Raw genomic sequence first — 17,357 nt, forward strand, 5'->3', positions numbered from 1 at the left:
ATCAATTGGTACAACTCTTGTGCTATCTATTTTACACTAAAAATAAAGAACATGAAAAGTGCATTAGTAGCCGCCACTATTATTGGCGCAGCAGCAGCCGGAGCAATCATATATCTATCAAAAGGTAGCCGTGCAAAGGATTTAATGAATCAGATAGCTACGAAAGCAAGAAATGCCGGTGAGCAAGCCAGAGGTCATCTTCAGAACACCAGGAGTAAGGTTAATAATATACTACACGAAGAAAATCTGGTGTAATATGAGTCAGTTCTTTACGCTTTACCTGTTGCGGGTATGATAGTTTAAGCTACATCCTGCAACAGGTAATTTTTGTACCAGCCCCCGGAATTCTATATAAACGTTCTCACTCCGGATAAACTCTCCCTGAAATTTTTAGGTGTACAGCCCTTTTTCTTCTTAAACAGCCTGTTAAAATTCGAGATATTATTAAACCCGCATTTATAGGAGATCTCCGCTATTGCGTGGGTAGTATTCACCAGCATCCTGCAGGCGTGCCCGAGGCGGATTTCATTTAAACTGTCAATAAAAGTATTTCCTGTACATTTCTTGATAAACCGGCTGAAAGATACTTCCGTCATACCTACCAGCTTTGCTATATCAGTTAAACTTACCTGTTTATCGTAATTATTATTCATATACTCGAAAGCCTTTTCTATTCTTCTGCTGTTATGATTGAACAGTCCTTTATGGAAAGTAGTATCAGACAGCAGGCGTGTGTTGCGCGAAATGGACAGATCGTGCAGTATAGACATCAGTTCCAGTACGGAATCAAAACCGCTTTTCTGGTTAAGAGAAAGCAGTCTTGGTGTTAGATGTCTGATAGTGTCCTGTGAAAAGAGGATGCCATTGCCTGCATTTTCAAGCATACTTCGCATGAAGCGGAGTTGGTTTTTGCGAAGTAACTTATCCTCAAATAAATCTTTATTAAACTGTATAGTTATTTCAGTGATCTCCGGACTTTTACACTCATGTGTAAACCAGCCGTGGTTCAGGTTTGGGCCAACCAGCACCAGTTCAAGATCATCTATCTGGTCAATATGATCTCCCACTATTCTTTGTGCACCTTTTGCATTGATGATAAGGTTAAGTTCAAATTCTTCATGATAATGAAGGGGAAAGTCAAACTTCTTTTTAGTACGTGAAAAGATCATAAAGCAATCACTCTGGGTAAGTGGAGTGATTTCTCTAAGGATGTTAGTATCGGTCATAACGTAGTATTTATACTAGTTAAAGCATAAGGATTCGAAGTTAAGGGATAAAATAATACTATTATAATTTTCAAATATTCTTTCTTATAAAATACTTAATTATCAATCATTTTAAGTGGAAAATGGAGGCCGGAGAGTAAAAAATGGTATTAAAAGAGAAAAAAACGATAAGAAAGTATTATACTCATATAGATGGCAGGACTATCTTTAATGGAAGATATCAGATATAAAATTACATGTGAATAACCATGCCAATTGGCAATCCTATAGATCAACAGGTGAACAATGAAGGGGCTGAAAATTTCAGCTCCTTTGCCATTTTTTGATCTTCCCGATATAGGCTGTTAGTTCCGCCGCTATCTGTTTATGTTCCTCCAGATCCGGGTGATCTCCACATCCATGATGATAGCGTTTGGAAAAGAAATAGCGGTAAACATTTTTATCATGTGCAGTTGTTACAATCGCTTTCAGATAACGTTGCATTACTGCTGTTAAATCTGCATCTGCCATCGGACTGCTCAGGCAGATGATGGTTGCCTTCGGATACTCTTTCCTGAGGGTATCAATAAACTGGAGATAAGCCTTACAATAGATTACAGAATCCTGTTTCCCATCATTCTGACCCAGACAAACAGTCACCACATCCGGCTGATATCTTTTAAAATCCCAGTTGAGCTCAGCAGTGCGCATGTCTATTTTGTCGAATACCTGTGGCATTGTAATATTCATATCGCAGCAACTACGTGTAAGACCAATACCTGATACGGAACTTAAGTGCCATTGTGCTTTCAGTGCCCGTGCTGTAGTGGGGCCATAACTCATCCATGCATTGTGCTGATCGTACCACACGCCTTTTTCACATGGCACTACAGATTGATCACTTCCTGTACCGCAGGTAATGGAGTTGCCAATAAATTCTATTTTTCTTGAAGGTTTGGCCGGCAATGGTAATATTGCACTGCACTGTACGCCGATGAATTTGAGGTAGCCAATGGCCGCTTCAGTATTCTTACAAATGGTTAGGATATGTTCGCTATTACTCAAATCATCTGCAGCATTAATAATATTGTGTGCACCTGTTGTTTGCAGGCGTTTAACCGGCAAATTATCTACCTGTATGGCCAGATAGTTATGCTCTTTGCCATATCGCACCTCATCATCAATAATAATATTACAGTAACGGCCTTTAAATTTTATCCGGATATACACACCTGGCTGCCAGAAGCGCGGAGCATCGGGCTGCGATATATCAGTACGTCCGGTATATTGAATATAGGGATGATCGGCTTTAAAAAAAGTAGTGTCTTCCGCTTTCAGTTGGAAGCTATATACGATCAGAAGTAACAAGGGGAATATTTGTTTCATAACGCGACTAATTCCCCGGAAAAATAAAGAAAAAAGAAATAGAGGTACTATTTTTTACTCATAGCGGCTATGAGGCGTAATAAAATGAAGGTAGGCCGCTGATTAATGCCAGTTGGTTTTGCATGCTCTTCTATGTTTTGTAATTCCTGAAAACAGATTGTAGCTCTTTGACGGGATTGTGGAAGGCAATGAAGCTCCAGAGTATTAATGATTAGCTCATGTGCCATATCATAATCAGTGCGCACCAGTAGCCTGGTCAATTTCACCAGTTCATTACAGTATTCACTACGGAATCCTTCAAATTCATCGGGGAGGTAATTAAGTAGTGAGATTGAAGTGGGACTGGCAAGATTTTTCAGTTCGGTGGTATCAATTTTATTTTTTAGCTGCAGATCGTTCCAGATCGAAAGCAGCTTTTGTTGTTTTTCCTGAAGATAGTCCAGTATAGTACAATAACTCTTTTCCTGGTATCCATCGTCCAGCAATATAGGATTGCCGGTAATATCGCTCATCATACCAGTGTTGCCGGTATTAAAGCATTGGATGATGGCTGCCGTAAAGGCCTGCTCGTAAAAAGGAGCAATAAAATGCAGGAAATCAGGATCTTTGTACAGTTTGTTGGCGGTAAAATGTGCATTGGTTTGCATGTTACCAGTTTCCAGGAAATGAGAGAGAACAGGATCTTTGCTGATTAGTGAATAAAAAACCTGTTCGTCAGGACATGCCTGCCGGGAAGATTGCGGTACGTACATCATAGTAGTAATGCTTTACACAGGAATGGAATGCTTATACAATATACGCTTTTTTCAAATATGTTTAGTTTATCTAAAAAAGAAAAAGGGCTAGATAAACATTGATCTAACCCTCTCTTTAATTATATTGATAAGCAATTAGTTATCTTTTTTCAAATGATCTTTGAACACCTCTTTGAATTTTTCAATCTTCGGAGCAATTACCATATGACAATATGGTTGTGATCCATTCAGCCGGTAATAATCCTGGTGGTAGTCCTCTGCCTTATAGAAATTGGTCAGCGGAGCAATTTGTGTTACGATAGGTTGTTCAAAAGCGCCTGATTTCTGCAGCTTGTCTTTATACAATTCCGCCAGTTTATGTTGCTCTTCATTACTATAGAAGATTACGGAGCGGTATTGTGTACCCACATCATTTCCCTGCCGGTTTAACTGGGTAGGATCATGACTGTGCCAGAAAGCTTCCAGCAGTTCTTCGTAAGAGATTTTAGCGGGATCGTAAGTTACCTGGATCACTTCTGCATGACCGGTAGTGCCGGTACATACTTCCTCGTAAGAGGGGTTGGCCACTGTACCACCGGCATAGCCGGATTGTACCTTAAGTACACCGTCCAGGTACTGGAACTGGGCCTCTGTACACCAGAAACAGCCTCCGCCAAAGGTGGCCGTTGCCGTCTTCGCATTTTTGGGAATTTCCATATCTCCCGGTTCTTTTGTTTGTTTTCCCTGGGCACACGCATAGAAGGTTATGGCCAGTAAACAGCTTAATAATGAGTATCTTCGCATGATGTAATTGTTTGAAGGTGGAGTCTGAAAGCACTTATTCAGGTACCTTCGTCAAGTTAAATTACGACAAGAATGATGTATTAGATCAGCAATATAAGTAACTTTAACATTCTTTTTTGGCGCCTCCGGGTAGCTAAAAGTCAATTTTAACCGTCTATGATAAAGGTCATAGACTTTGTATGGAATAGAAAAAATGAAATATTTTCCCGATTCAGCGCTTATGCAGCTGGAATTTGACAAGGTACAGGCTTTGTTACAGGAACATTGTAAAACAGAGCTCGGCAAACAGATGGCAGCGGAGCTGCGGCTGCATACCCACATCGATTATGTAAAGACTGCTCTCCAGCAGGCGCATGAATATAAGCAGCTTACTTTACTCCAGGAACATTTTCCGAACGACTATATACTGAACCTGAAGAATGAATTGCGGTTGTTAGGTATCCAGGGTGCGGTATTGGCCGGAGACCAGGTAATGTTGCTGCGTAAGCTGGCAGAAAGCATGCACAGTATTGTCCGCTTCTTTGACCACGAAAGACGTATTCAGTATTCAGGATTGTTCAGTGTAATCACGCACACACATTATGAGAAAAAGATCGTCATTCTCATTGATGAAATTCTGGATGAATCCGGACAGGTAAGGGACAATGCATCTCCGGAACTGGAAAAGATCCGTATGCAGTTGTACCGTAAACGTAATGAGTTACGCCGTGCATTTGACCGTGCGCTGTCCAAACTGAGCAAGCTGGGTTATCTTGCAGATACAGAGGAGGCTTTCCTGAATGGCAGGAGAGTACTGGCCGTATTTGCTGAGAACAAACGAATGGTGAAAGGAATCCTTCACGGAGAGTCTGATACCCGCAGAACAGCATTTGTAGAGCCGGAAGAAACGATAGAACTTAACAATGATGTCGCTTCTCTGGAAAGAGAAGAGAATAAAGAAGTATACCGGATTTTACGGGCACTCACGGCGGCACTTAGTCAGCATGCACAACTGCTGAACAACTACCACGATATCCTGGGCATCTACGATTTTATACGGGGTAAAGCAAAGCTGGCACTGGACATGGATGGTAACTATCCCATGCTTTCGGCTACTTCGCAGGCTCACCTGGTAGAAGCGTATCATCCTTTGCTGTTATTGTACAACCGCAGGAACAAGAAGCCCACCATTCCCCTGAACCTGACATTAGATAACGACAATCATATATTGGTGATCAGTGGTCCGAATGCCGGTGGTAAAACGGTCACGCTGAAAACCATTGGTCTTATCCAGCTGATGTTACAGGCTGGTTTGCTGGTACCGGTACATCCCAGTTCTCAACTGGGTATCTTCCGGCAACTGATGATCCACATCGGAGATACGCAATCGCTGGAATTTGAGCTGAGTACCTATAGTTCCCATCTGAAGAACATGAAGTATTTCATGGAGAACGCCAACGGTAAAACGCTGTTTTTCATAGATGAATTAGGAAGTGGGTCCGATCCAAACCTGGGAGGAGCTTTTGCGGAAGTAATCATGGAAGAACTGGCTAAAAAGCATGCTTTTGGGATCGTAACCACGCACTACCTGAACCTGAAGGTGATGGCCAATAAAGTGAAAGGTATTATTAATGGAGCGATGGGTTTTGACGAACAGAACCTGTCACCCATGTATAAACTGATTGTAGGAAAGCCTGGTAGTTCGTACACCTTTTCGATTGCACAACGTATAGGACTTAATCCCGCTCTTATTTCAAGGGCAAAGAATCTGGTGGATGAAGGACACTTCCAACTTGATAAACTGCTGAATAAGGCTGAACAGGACCTTCAAAAGGTAGAAAGCAAAGAGAAGGAGCTACAGAAGTTACTGAAGGAAAATGAGCGCTTAAAACGTGAATATGAGATTTTGTCGGATAAGGAACGGAAAACCCAGCAGGTAACCGTTCTTAAATTACAGAATCAGATTAAGGAAGAGGAATTGCAGTACCTGAAAGATATGGAGCGCAAAATGAAGCAGATAGTGGTGGAATGGAAACGTACAGAAGATAAGCCCAAAGTACTGAAACAGGCAGAAGCATTGCTGTTCCGTAAAAAGGAAAAACAGATCAATGAGCGCATGGAGAAAAAGGTTCAGGATAAATTCCTGGAGATAGGAGGGGCCTGTAAAGTAGGTGACCAGGTAAAGATCAGGAGTAACGGTCAGGTAGGGAAGCTGCTGGAGATCCGCGATAAACGCGGGATTGTAAAGCTGGGTAATATCCCGATGAACGTACCGCTTACGGATCTGGTGCTGGTGAAAGAACGGCCTAAAGAAGAAACTGCTAAATAGATATAGTCAAAAAGGCTCCTGAACGGAGCCTTTTTTTATGCTTATTCCCATAATTCTGCCTTCTACATTCTACTCTTTTCCTCATCCAGCGCATTATCCCTGTGTTTACTTTTCCGTGTAAACGTATCCTTACCAAAACTATAGGAGAAGGACAATCCTACCCTCTGCGTATCTGATTCACTGATTTGGTAATATTGGGTTTGTTTAAGAGACATGGAGCGATTGTGATATACCCATGAATGAAAGATATCATCAACTGAAATCCTTATACTTCCTTTCCCTTTAAGGATTTTTTTCTGTACACCTGCGTTTGCCCGGAACATGGCATCGGTAAAAGTCTGCCCGTTTAAATCTATGCTGGCATAATATGCCCCAAGTTCTGCACTCCATGTTTTTCCAAACTGAAACTGGTTTGATACATTGATCCTGGCAACATATGTTCTGGGATTCAGCTTTTCTCCATAAGTTACGCCATTCAATCCGATCCGAGAAAGCAGAATATCGGTATAAAGATTCCACCAGGCAGCAGGGGTAAAGGATAAGCCGGTATTTAACAGGAGCATAAAACCCTGATTGACATTCTCCGGTTTCGTGATCAGGATCTTATCCACCACATTTGTGGTTTGAAAAATAACATCAGTAAACCGGTTATAACTTAACGTCATCCGCAACTTTTGTTTGTATTGATATTTAAGCTCATAACGATATTGATATTGGGGAGTTAACAATGGATTACCTGATGTGTAGGTATACTGGTCGCGGAAAAACCGGAAAGGATTGAGTAACTGGTAATTTGGTCTGTTGATTCTTCTGGTAATGCTGAAAGCGAGGCTATTCCTGGAAAGCGTATCCAGCTTATATTGTATAAACAAGCTGGGGAAAAGTTGCAGATAATTTTTATGAAAGCTGCTGGCGGCTACTTCCGCATTTCCCAATTGATGCCCGTTTGAAACGGTATGTTCAGCCCGCAGTCCCAGCTGAATACCCAACTGTTTCCAGCTTTTCTGGACACTTACATAGGCTGCATTGATATTCTCATGGTATTTAAAATGATTGGATTTGCCGTTATCGATGAGAGATTGTTTGTCGATGATCTGGTAGTAATCGGCAAGATTATCATTATCAACGATGCTGGATTTAAAACCGGCTTCGAATTTTGCTTTGTTCTTAAACGGATGGACGTAATCAGCCTTTACACTATAGATATTTATATCTGAAGGCAACTGGTATAAAAAATCATCGTTGCCGGTCAGCGATCCATCGGGCAGATAATTAAAGTTTTGCAATGACTGATCTCCACGAGCCCGGTATTTCAGATAGTTTGCGTCGGCAGATAATTCTCTGCCGGTTTTACCAAATTTATGCAGGAAGTTCAGATTGGCACCCAGGTTAGTTTTATTTTCCTGGCTGATGGTGTATCCTTTACTTATGCTGTCCGGCTCATTGTTGCTGTAGTTTGTACCTGCTGAATTAAAGTTGTCATTTCTCCTGTTTTTACCGATGCTGAATTGTACGCCGTAAGTAGTATTTTCAGTAGCTGCATAATCTATCCCCAAACTGGTATTTAGTCCTTTATTATGAGATTGCAGTTCATTATTCAAGGCTACATTAGATGTTAATACTCCATTTGCATCGTAGAAGTTTGTCTGGTAATTATCCAGCGAATAGTTTTTCTCATGAGTATAACCGAGGTTCCCGAAGATGTTTACTTTCTTATGGTTGTAGTTGAGATTTAATGAATGATTGCCTCTTGTAAATTTACCCTGACTAATACCTGATGCAAGGCTGCCGGTAAAGCCGCCGGCTTTATTCTTTTTCATACGGATATTAATAATAGCATTGCCTGCAGCATCATATCTTGCAGGTGGGTTATCTATCAATTCTATCTTATCCAGCAATCCACCCGGTATTGTTTTAAGGTAATTGGCCAGGTCCTGTGAAGACATATGTGTTGATCTGCCATCTATCAGTACCAATACACCACCTCTGCCGTTCAGGCTGATATCTCCATTTGAATTATTCACTAATACCCCGGGCGTTTTTTCCAGTATTTCAAGGGTATTACTGGTAGTTGCGCTGATCATTGAACCAACGTTTACAACGGTTTTATCTATCTCCATCTGGATTAAAGGGCGTTTAGACTTCACTTCCACTTCATTCAGGTTTATCTTTTTAGTTGTATCCTTTTGTTGTTGACTGGCTACAGGCGTTGTTTGCGCAAGGGTAACCGCTGGCAGCAATAAAGCAAAGAGAAAGAAGTAGTAAGTTTTCATATTGAGAATTTTATCGTCTGTTAATGAAGCAAATATTGACAGATCTCTTTGCCTGCTAAAAATAATATGTTGTAAATTGGTTGTAGGAGGATAGAAACGGCTTATAGGGTGATGAAATGATTGGAACCCTGTATTTGTTCGTTTGTCACCGGAGGAAGCCTTTTGGGCCACGCAATTTTTTTCGTACCCCGGATGAGCTCAAATTTGTATCTATGGTTAAAATGAACGAAAACAGCAACGTAAGCGGCGGAATAATAGAAGGCTTTTTTGGCAGTTTCTGGTATTTTATACTGGCAATGGTGGTTTCTATTCCCATTTTCATAGCGGTAGAATCGTATGTGAAATCGGTAGGGATACATGAAGATGAGGCAGTTTCTTTTGCCGCCACAGTATGTTTTATGCTGGGTGTTTTTGCCGGCCGGTATATTGCGGGCATCTGGATGGCGAATACAAAAACGCTTCCTAAAGCTGCTTCAGCAGGAATGATCCTGTTGATTATTGCCTGTACCGCCTGGGTGTTCTTTCATGCAGATTTCCCGTTGAGAGAGAGGGTGGCAATTAACCTGATGTTGTTCTGGTTACCTCTTGTGATGATCAGTATTGCAACAGGAGCATTAATCAAAATGGTGCATGCGGTTAATCAACATCAGTTGAAAGAGGCACAGCGTGAGGTGGCGCAGAGTAAAAGCGAACTGCATTTACTGCAATCACAGCTTAGTCCGCATTTCCTGTTTAACACGCTTAATAACTTATATGGCTTATCCATCACTAATCATGAAAAGATTCCGCCATTATTGCTCAAACTATCAGAATTACTGCGGTATTCCGTTTATGATGCCAGCGATGTGTATGTGCCATTGAAGGATGAGATAACATACATCAAAAATTATATTGAATTTGAGAAGATAAGAATAGGAGACAGGCTGGTATTAACGACTGATGTAGAAGAGATGATGGATGCTGATGTGAAGATTGCACCTATGTTGCTGATTGTATTCATAGAGAATGCCTTTAAGCATTCAAAGAATACAGCAACGGACAACATATTTATAGATATCAAACTGAAAACATGGGGGAATTCGATTCTGTTCTCTGTAAAAAATACTTATGGAAAAGAAGTACAGGACAATAATATATTGAATAAAAGCAGTGGGATGGGGCTTCCCAATGTAGCTAAAAGACTGGAATTACTTTACCACAATGCCCATGAGCTGAGTGTACGTAGTGATGAAATGTTTTACAAGGTAGAGTTGCAGTTAAAAATGAAATCAAATGAATAAGATTAATTGTCTTATTGTAGATGATGAACCTATAGCAAGGGATATTATCAAAAACTATTGCGGGCATCTGGAACATCTAAACGTAATAGCCTCTTGTGGGAATGCACTGGAAGCCAAGGCGGTTTTACAGGCGCAGGCTGTTGATGTAATGTTTCTGGATATTAATATGCCTGTAATGGATGGGATATCCTTTGTGAAAACCATGAGGAATCCTCCGCAGATTATCTTTACAACGGCTTACAAAGAGTATGCGGTAGATGCATTTGATCTGGCAGCATGTGATTATCTCCTGAAACCCTTTTCTTTTGATCGTTTTATTATAGCTGTTGACAAAGCACTGGAAAAATTAAATGGAAACCAGCCGAAGGTTGTTTCTGAAAGCTCCAAACCAGCCGAAGATTTCATTTTTATAAAAACGGATGGTAAGATTTATAAGATCTATCATGATGATCTGCTGTATGCAGAAGCTCAGGGAAATTATACGAAAATAGTTACTACTACGAGTATCTTATTGCCGAAAATGCCTTTTTCTAACTTTGAGGAGTTATTGCCCGGATCGCTTTTTTTGCGCAGTCACCGGTCCTTTATCATCAATAAATCTAAAATAGGGCATATTGAAGGGAACCGGGTATTTATTAATAATACAGAAATTCCTATCGGGACTAATTACAAAGAGATTTTATTGAAAGAACTGGGATTTTCTAAATAAAGTCCCCTGATCGCTTTCTATATAATATAAGAAAGAATAGAGGGGAGATATAGTCATCCTACGTTCATCCTACGTTTAAAACGTAGGATGAACGTAGGATGACTATATCTCCCCTTTACTTATGCTTTTTATTTATTGAGCATCAGATTTCAATATAACTAATATATGGCGGACTTTAACCGCCACAGCCTTAAAAGGAATCAAATATTTAAGAGATACCTGGGCCGGATTTTATATTTGAGTCAAAAGTCTTTTTATTTTTTTATTTAATTAGCCGGCTAATTATTATATTTGCACCATGAACAAACCGCTTATGTGCAGTACCATCAGTCATCTGCTGGTACAGATCAGTAAAGCGCACCGTAATAAGGGTAACCAGATGCTGGCCTGCTATGATTTGCATGCAGGACAGGAAATCTTTCTTCAGCAGGTACTATGCCGGCAGGGGATCACGATGAATGAACTGACAGATAATATGGAGGTAACGCCGGCAACGGTGACCCGGATGGCGGAGCGACTGGAAAAGAAAGGATTTTTAAAAAAGGAGAAATGTAATAAGGATCAACGTGTTGTACAGGTATTTCTGACCGAAAAGGGGGAGGAAGCTGCTAAACACATCACAGAACAGACCTGGAACCGGCTGGAACAGCAAATGGTAAAAGACCTGAGCATGGAAGAACGTATGTTATTAAAAAGATTACTAATGCAGGTGTTGGAGAATCTGGACGAAGAATAGGGCTTACCGGCTTTTTTTTGTAATATTAATTAGCCGGCTAATGATTAATCAGGTAAAGATTCCGGATAATTAAGTTATCAAGAGTAGAGAAATATTATGAAAATTGAACGGAAACTTTATTTTTGCACTATTATGATTTGTACCAAAGGTTAATACCAACTCTACCTGCTGCTTTTTAGAGATCATGTCATCTGATCTGTCCAACCACTATGTGATTTACTGCAATACCCTTATTTAAAACAAACGGTTAGTATTATGAAGAATAATGTAATCATACCTGTTTATAACTATGTTGAATGCGCTGATGTGGCAAATCCTATCAAAGGATTCAACATTAACCGTACTACTTATCTCGTAAAACCGAGTGGTGTGACGGAACCTCATCGTCGTGTTAATTATAGTGTCACACTTGTCCTTTCAGGTGAGATTACCCAATTTATAGATTTCGAAAAATACACCGTAAAAGCGCCTGCTTTGATTCTGCTTTCACCGGATCAGATTCATCAGTTTATGGGGGATAGTTTATGCGAGAGCGTTACAGTTTCTTTTGAGCAGGAATTCCTGATGGAAGAACCTTTGAGCGGAATGGTATGCTGGGCAGCCTGTGTATTCCAGACACCTGTTATACAATTAACGGATGGTCAGCTGAAGGAACTGATGGCGTTTGCAAAACTGATGCTGAAAGAAACAGAACAACAGCAGCCATTACGTGAAGTGATAGTACGTAATTTACTAAATTCACTGTTGGCAGCATGCGCCCGTTTACCACAACGTGAAATTGAAACCGTGCAGGCCGATAATGTGCAGAACCGCATTGTACGTCAGTTTAAGGAACTATCAGACATACACTATAAGGATAAGACACAGGTAACGCATTATGCGGATATGATGTATGTAACACCAGGGCATCTGAACGATACGATTAAATCTGTTGTGGGTAAAACTGCGAAACAGATCATTGATGAAAAACGTATCACAGAAGCAAAACGTTTGTTATTCTGGAATGAACATAGCATCAAAGAAATCGCGTGGCAGCTTAACTTTGAGGATGATGGTTACTTTAATCGCTTTTTTAAAAAACATACAGGTCATACACCCGCTGTTTTCCAAAAAAGTATCCGTGAAAAGTACAATTAATACCGTAATTAGTTAAATGCAATTCTTTTTAATACATAGTACTTTTGTACAGTTCTTTAATAGTATAACGTCATTACAACGTTGTCATAAAATCGCAAGCCCATGAAGTATAATTATCGCGCCTGCTAATCTTTCTGATTTATTTCCTTAGCAGTAAAACAAATTGATGCCTGTTCGTAGTACGTAACTATGTTCCGGCTTTACTATCTCTTTCCTGTATCAGCCTGGAGAGATGACCTCTTAGATCCAATAGCTGTCAATATTGATTTATCATTAACTGCATTGTTTGCAGGATGGGCATCTATTGCAAAAAAAATAAAATATCATCGTATGAACCAATTACTCAAACACAACAACATGTATAAGCCAGCAGGCTTTATTTATACTATACTCTTCATGGCAGTATTAAGCAGCTGTGCTACATCTACTGCTAAAACAGAAATGGCTGGTCAGCCTGCTGCAGAATTGCCTGTATTTAAAGTAGCTGCTGTTCCTGCCACTACTTACCGCGAATACAATGCTTCCCTGGAAGGCAAGGTGAATGTGGAAATCCGTCCACAGGTGGATGGCTATCTTGATAAAATATACGTAGATGAAGGCGCTTATGTAAAAGCCGGTCAGCCGTTATTCAGGATCAACGAACGCACTTACCAGGAGCAGTTGAGCAATGCCTCTGCAAGTTTGCTGGCTGCACAAGCCAATGAAGAAAAAGCAGCTGTTGAAGTAAGCCGTCTTACTCCACTGGTACAGAACAATGTGGTATCTGATGTTCAACTGAAAACAGCCACCGCCGCTTTTCAGGCAGCGAAAGCAAATGTTTCGCAGGCACAGGCAATGGTCAGCAATGCACGTATCAACCTGGGCTATACGCTGATCACAGCTCCGGTGAGTGGTTACATTGGCAGAATTCCTTTTAAAACAGGTAGCCTGGTAGGAAGAGGAGAAACTCAGCCATTAACATTGCTGTCTGACATCAACGAAGTATATGCTTACTTCTCCATGAGTGAAGTCGACTTCATTCAGTTTAAAAATAAAGTAGAAGGTAAAACCATTGCAGACAAAGTAAAGAAACTGCCTCCTGTAGAACTGGTGCTGGCTGATAATAGCATCTACTCTGAAAAAGGCCGTATTGAAACAATGGAAGGGCAGTTCGACAAGAACATCGGTGCCATCAGCTTCCGTGCTGTATTCCCTAATGGATCAGGTTTATTGCGCTCCGGTAATACCGGCCGCGTAAAGATTCCTGAACAGTTTGCTGCCGCATTGGTGATTCCGCAGGAAGCTACCTTCGAATTACAGGATAAAGTATTTGTATTCACAGTGGGAGATAGTAACAAAGTGGCGAGCAAACCCATCACAATCTCCGGCAGAAATGGATCATACTATTTTGTAGAGAAAGGCGTACAGGCAGGCGAAAGGGTTGTTTACACAGGACTGGACCGTTTACGTGATGGTGCTGTTATTGCACCGCAAGCCATGTCAATGGATAGTTTGCTGAAGCTGAAACCGCTTTAATCAAAATCACAGAAAGAAAGAGGATATATGCTGTTACGGCTGTAGTCCGGGGATCATACCCGGAACACGGTAAGGACATCCTATGACCGGATCTATCAGCTCATTCAAAAAAGATTATGTTAAAAAAATTCATAGAAAGACCAGTACTGGCAACAGTGGTCTCTATTATACTGGTACTATTGGGATTATTGTCGCTGGTTACTTTACCGGTAACACAGTTCCCTGATATTGCTCCGCCATGTGTGGCTGTTACAGCCTCTTACCCCGGGGCCAATGCCGAAGTGGTAGCCCGTTCAGTAGCTACTCCTATAGAAGAAGCCGTGAATGGTGTGGAGAACATGACATACATGACTTCCACATCTAACAATGATGGCTCCATGACTCTGAACGTATATTTTAAACTGGGTACAGATCCCGATCTGGCTGCTGTGAACGTACAGAACCGTGTGGCTAAAGCTACCAGCATCTTACCGGTAGAAGTAGTAAATGCCGGTATCTCCACACAGAAACAACAGAACAGTATGATCCAGGTGGTAAACCTGGTAAGTACATCGCCAGACTATGATGAAACATTTTTGCAGAACTATGCGAAGATTAACATCATCCCTGAAATACAACGTGTAACTGGTGTGGGACAAGCTTCCGTATTCGGTGGTAAAGATTACTCTATGCGTATATGGCTGCGCCCGGACAGGCTGGCTGCGAATAGTTTATCGCCGCAGGATGTACTGACTGCTATCAAAGAACAGAATCTGGAAGCAGCTCCCGGCCGTTTTGGAGAAAACAGCCAGGAAGCTTTTGAATACATCATTAAGTATAAAGGTAAACTGAACCAGCATGAGCAGTATGAAGACATTGTGCTGAAAGCAAATGCTGATGGTTCTTTACTCCGCTTGAAAGATGTGGCGAATGTTGAGTTTGGCTCATTTACTTATAGCAGTAATACCAGAGTAAATGATAAAGAGGGTATTGGTCTTGCCATCTATCAAACCGCAGGTTCCAATGCGAATGATATACAGGTAGCGGTTAATAAGCTGATGAAAAAGGCAGCCCTGTCATTTCCAAAAGGTGTAGAGTATTTCAATATTTATAGTACTAAAGAATACCTGGATGAATCAATCGACCAGGTAAAACATACACTGATAGAAGCATTCATACTGGTATTTATAGTAGTATTCATCTTCCTGCAGGATTTCCGTTCTACATTAATTCCTGCCATCGCAGTGCCGGTTGCTATCATAGGTACCTTCTTCTTTATGCAGTTGTTTGGGTTTACCATTAACCTGTTAACACTGTTTGCACTGGTACTGGCAATTGGTATAGTCGTCGATGATGCGATTGTGGTGGTGGAGGCCGTCCATTCAAAGATGGAACGGATTAATATGTCGCCCAGGAATGCCACTATTACCAGTATGCAGGAGATTTCCGGTGCTATCATTTCCATTACGATGGTGATGGCCGCGGTGTTCATTCCTGTAGGTTTTATGCAGGGCCCGGCCGGGGTATTTTACAGACAGTTTGCCTTCACACTGGCTATCGCCATCCTCATCTCTGCATTGAATGCATTGACTTTAAGTCCGGCGTTATGTGCATTGTTATTAAAGAACAATCATCATGACGGGCCTGATGGCAAGCATGTACAGAAAGGTTTTGGTAGCCGTTTCTTTTCAGCCTTCAATACAGGATTTGAAGCAGTGAGTTCCAAATATATTCACAGCCTGCGTTTCCTGGTAAGACATAAATGGGTACCGCTTAGCGCTCTGGTAATTATACTTGGCATAACAGTATGGCTGGTAAGGAAAACACCTACCGGGTTTATACCCACAGAGGATAATGGTTTCGTGGTATACTCCATCACCATGCCTCCAGGTACTTCACTTCAACGCACCCGTCAGGTAGTAGCCAAGGTAGAAAAAGAGATGCATGATCTGGAATCTGTAAACAGTTACCTGAGCGTATCTGGTTTAAATATCATGACAAGCTCTATCAGTTCCAGTTATGCAGTAGGTTTTGTGAAACTGAAACAGCATGCAGACAGAGGAAAGGTGAAAGACCTGAAACAGGTAATGGGTATCATGCAGGGCAAACTGGCAGGGATCAAAGAAGCAAACATCTTCATGTTCAATATGCCTACCGTACCGGGTTTCAGTAATGTGGACGGCTTTGAAGTAGTGTTGCAGGATCGTAACGGCGGACCGCTGGATAAACTGGCAGGAACGGCTTACGGTTTTATCGGAGAGCTGATGAAGAGAAAGGAGATCGCCTTTGCCTTTACCACTTTCAATGCGGGTAACCCTCAGTATAATGTGGAAGTTGATGAGAATAAAGCAAAACAGTTAGGCGTATCCGTTACCGATGTTCTGCAAACTATGCAGGTATATTATGGTAGTACTTTCGCTTCTGACTTCAATCGCTTTGGTAAATACTACCGTGTGATTGTACAGGCAGATATGGCCTCCCGTGCAGATCCGGCTACACTCAACGATATCTTTGTGAAGAATAGTGCCGGACAGATGGTACCTATCAATGCTATTGTGAAACTGGAAAGAGTATATGGTCCTGAAACAGTGACCCGTAATAACCTCTTTAATGCGGTAACGATTAATGGTCAGCCTAAACCAGGATACAGTTCCGGAGATGCAATTAAGGCAGTAGAAGAAGTAGCAGCACAATACCTGCCCCGTGGTTATTCTTACGAGTGGGTAGGGATGACCAAAGAAGAAATATCTGCCGGCGGACAGGCCGGGATTATCTTCCTGCTTTGTCTTGTGTTTGTATATTTCCTGTTGTCTGCACAATATGAAAGTTACATCCTTCCGTTCTCTGTAATCTTATCAATACCACTGGGTATTTTCGGAGTATTCGTATTCATCAATCTGTTTGGTATTGATAACAATATTTATGTGCAGGTAGGTTTGATCATGCTGATAGGTTTGCTTGCAAAAAATGCGATCCTGATTGTGGAGTACGCCGTACAACGACGCCGTAGTGGAATGGGGCTGCTGGCCGCAGCATTGGAAGCATCGAAGTTGCGTTTACGTCCTATCCTCATGACCTCCTTCGCCTTCATTGCTGGTTTAACACCGCTGATGAGAGCAACGGGATCGTCTGCACAGGGTAACCGATCTATCAGTACAGGAGCAGCGGGTGGTATGTTAACGGGTGTATTGCTCGGGATATTCGCCATACCGGTATTGTTCATCATCTTCCAGTTTCTCCAGGAAAAGATTAGTGGCAAACCAGAAAAACGTGATGAGGCAGTAGTGTGAT

General features: G+C 41.4%; 13 protein-coding genes. 8 read left to right on the plus strand and 5 right to left on the minus strand.

Annotated features, from left to right (window positions below):
• Positions 1-51: 51 nt before the first annotated feature.
• Positions 52-255, plus strand: coding sequence for a hypothetical protein (locus BM176_RS30165; RefSeq protein WP_090108133.1), 204 nt, complete (start codon positions 52-54; stop codon positions 253-255).
• Positions 256-347: 92 nt separating this feature from the next.
• On the opposite strand, the gene BM176_RS30170 is transcribed toward BM176_RS30165, so the two are convergent.
• From BM176_RS30170 to msrA, 4 genes are all read right to left on the minus strand, one after another.
• Positions 348-1,226 carry an AraC family transcriptional regulator gene (locus BM176_RS30170; RefSeq protein WP_090108134.1) on the minus strand — a complete coding sequence of 293 codons (879 nt, stop codon included), beginning with the start codon at positions 1,224-1,226 and terminating at the stop codon, positions 348-350.
• 303 nt (positions 1,227-1,529) lie between these two features.
• Entirely contained in the window at positions 1,530-2,591 is a 1,062-nt protein-coding gene (locus tag BM176_RS30175) for an SGNH/GDSL hydrolase family protein (RefSeq protein ID WP_090108135.1), read from the minus strand.
• A 47-nt stretch (positions 2,592-2,638) separates the two neighbouring features.
• A complete protein-coding gene (locus tag BM176_RS30180) occupies positions 2,639-3,346 on the minus strand; it encodes a hypothetical protein (RefSeq protein ID WP_090108136.1) in 708 nt (235 codons plus the stop codon).
• Between the two features lie 135 nt (positions 3,347-3,481).
• Positions 3,482-4,129, minus strand: a complete 648-nt coding sequence (gene msrA / locus BM176_RS30185; protein ID WP_090108137.1) for a peptide-methionine (S)-S-oxide reductase MsrA — start codon at positions 4,127-4,129, stop codon at positions 3,482-3,484.
• 193 nt (positions 4,130-4,322) lie between these two features.
• On the opposite strand from msrA, the gene BM176_RS30190 reads away from it, so the two are divergent.
• Positions 4,323-6,437, plus strand: coding sequence for an endonuclease MutS2 (locus BM176_RS30190; protein ID WP_090108138.1), 2,115 nt, complete (start codon positions 4,323-4,325; stop codon positions 6,435-6,437).
• A gap of 62 nt (positions 6,438-6,499) precedes the next feature.
• Here the strand turns inward: BM176_RS30190 and BM176_RS30195 are convergent, their stop codons facing one another.
• Complete coding sequence (locus BM176_RS30195) at positions 6,500-8,710, minus strand: TonB-dependent receptor domain-containing protein (protein ID WP_090108139.1); 2,211 nt, start codon at positions 8,708-8,710, stop codon at positions 6,500-6,502.
• Positions 8,711-8,922: 212 nt separating this feature from the next.
• Here BM176_RS30195 and BM176_RS30200 point away from each other — a divergent pair, with 212 nt between their 5' ends.
• The 6 genes from BM176_RS30200 to BM176_RS30225 all read left to right on the plus strand — a co-directional run bounded on the left by BM176_RS30200 (position 8,923) and on the right by BM176_RS30225 (position 17,356).
• Entirely contained in the window at positions 8,923-9,990 is a 1,068-nt protein-coding gene (locus BM176_RS30200; protein ID WP_177230593.1) for a sensor histidine kinase, read from the plus strand.
• The gene (locus BM176_RS30205) at positions 9,983-10,699 is read left to right on the plus strand and encodes a LytR/AlgR family response regulator transcription factor (protein ID WP_090108141.1); all 717 of its coding nucleotides are present in this window, start codon (positions 9,983-9,985) and stop codon (positions 10,697-10,699) included. Before BM176_RS30200 ends, BM176_RS30205 begins: the two co-directional genes overlap by 8 nt.
• A 298-nt stretch (positions 10,700-10,997) precedes the next feature.
• The gene (locus BM176_RS30210) at positions 10,998-11,435 is read left to right on the plus strand and encodes a MarR family winged helix-turn-helix transcriptional regulator (RefSeq protein WP_090108142.1); all 438 of its coding nucleotides are present in this window, start codon (positions 10,998-11,000) and stop codon (positions 11,433-11,435) included.
• 255 nt (positions 11,436-11,690) lie between these two features.
• A complete protein-coding gene (locus BM176_RS30215) occupies positions 11,691-12,572 on the plus strand; it encodes a helix-turn-helix domain-containing protein (protein WP_090108143.1) in 882 nt (293 codons plus the stop codon).
• A gap of 330 nt (positions 12,573-12,902) precedes the next feature.
• Positions 12,903-14,087 carry an efflux RND transporter periplasmic adaptor subunit gene (locus tag BM176_RS30220; RefSeq protein ID WP_255373616.1) on the plus strand — a complete coding sequence of 395 codons (1,185 nt, stop codon included), beginning with the start codon at positions 12,903-12,905 and terminating at the stop codon, positions 14,085-14,087.
• Between the two features lie 116 nt (positions 14,088-14,203).
• Positions 14,204-17,356, plus strand: a complete 3,153-nt coding sequence (locus BM176_RS30225; RefSeq protein ID WP_090108144.1) for an efflux RND transporter permease subunit — start codon at positions 14,204-14,206, stop codon at positions 17,354-17,356.
• Position 17,357 lies beyond the last annotated feature (1 nt).

Source organism: Chitinophaga sp. CF118 (genome assembly GCF_900112615.1).
Classification (GTDB): domain Bacteria; phylum Bacteroidota; class Bacteroidia; order Chitinophagales; family Chitinophagaceae; genus Chitinophaga.

Bases quoted from the DNA above. Each gene is read 5' to 3' on its own strand.
- BM176_RS30215 (WP_090108143.1), top strand. From the start codon at position 11,691: ATGAAGAATAATGTAATCATACCTGTTTATAACTATGTTGAATGCGCT.
- msrA (WP_090108137.1), bottom strand. From the start codon at position 4,129: ATGCGAAGATACTCATTATTAAGCTGTTTACTGGCCATAACCTTCTAT.
- BM176_RS30165 (WP_090108133.1), top strand. From the start codon at position 52: ATGAAAAGTGCATTAGTAGCCGCCACTATTATTGGCGCAGCAGCAGCC.
- BM176_RS30225 (WP_090108144.1), top strand. From the start codon at position 14,204: ATGTTAAAAAAATTCATAGAAAGACCAGTACTGGCAACAGTGGTCTCT.
- BM176_RS30195 (WP_090108139.1), bottom strand. From the start codon at position 8,710: ATGAAAACTTACTACTTCTTTCTCTTTGCTTTATTGCTGCCAGCGGTT.
- BM176_RS30175 (WP_090108135.1), bottom strand. From the start codon at position 2,591: ATGAAACAAATATTCCCCTTGTTACTTCTGATCGTATATAGCTTCCAA.
- BM176_RS30210 (WP_090108142.1), top strand. From the start codon at position 10,998: ATGAACAAACCGCTTATGTGCAGTACCATCAGTCATCTGCTGGTACAG.
- BM176_RS30220 (WP_255373616.1), top strand. From the start codon at position 12,903: ATGAACCAATTACTCAAACACAACAACATGTATAAGCCAGCAGGCTTT.
- BM176_RS30190 (WP_090108138.1), top strand. From the start codon at position 4,323: ATGAAATATTTTCCCGATTCAGCGCTTATGCAGCTGGAATTTGACAAG.
- BM176_RS30200 (WP_177230593.1), top strand. From the start codon at position 8,923: ATGGTTAAAATGAACGAAAACAGCAACGTAAGCGGCGGAATAATAGAA.
- BM176_RS30180 (WP_090108136.1), bottom strand. From the start codon at position 3,346: ATGATGTACGTACCGCAATCTTCCCGGCAGGCATGTCCTGACGAACAG.
- BM176_RS30170 (WP_090108134.1), bottom strand. From the start codon at position 1,226: ATGACCGATACTAACATCCTTAGAGAAATCACTCCACTTACCCAGAGT.
- BM176_RS30205 (WP_090108141.1), top strand. From the start codon at position 9,983: ATGAATAAGATTAATTGTCTTATTGTAGATGATGAACCTATAGCAAGG.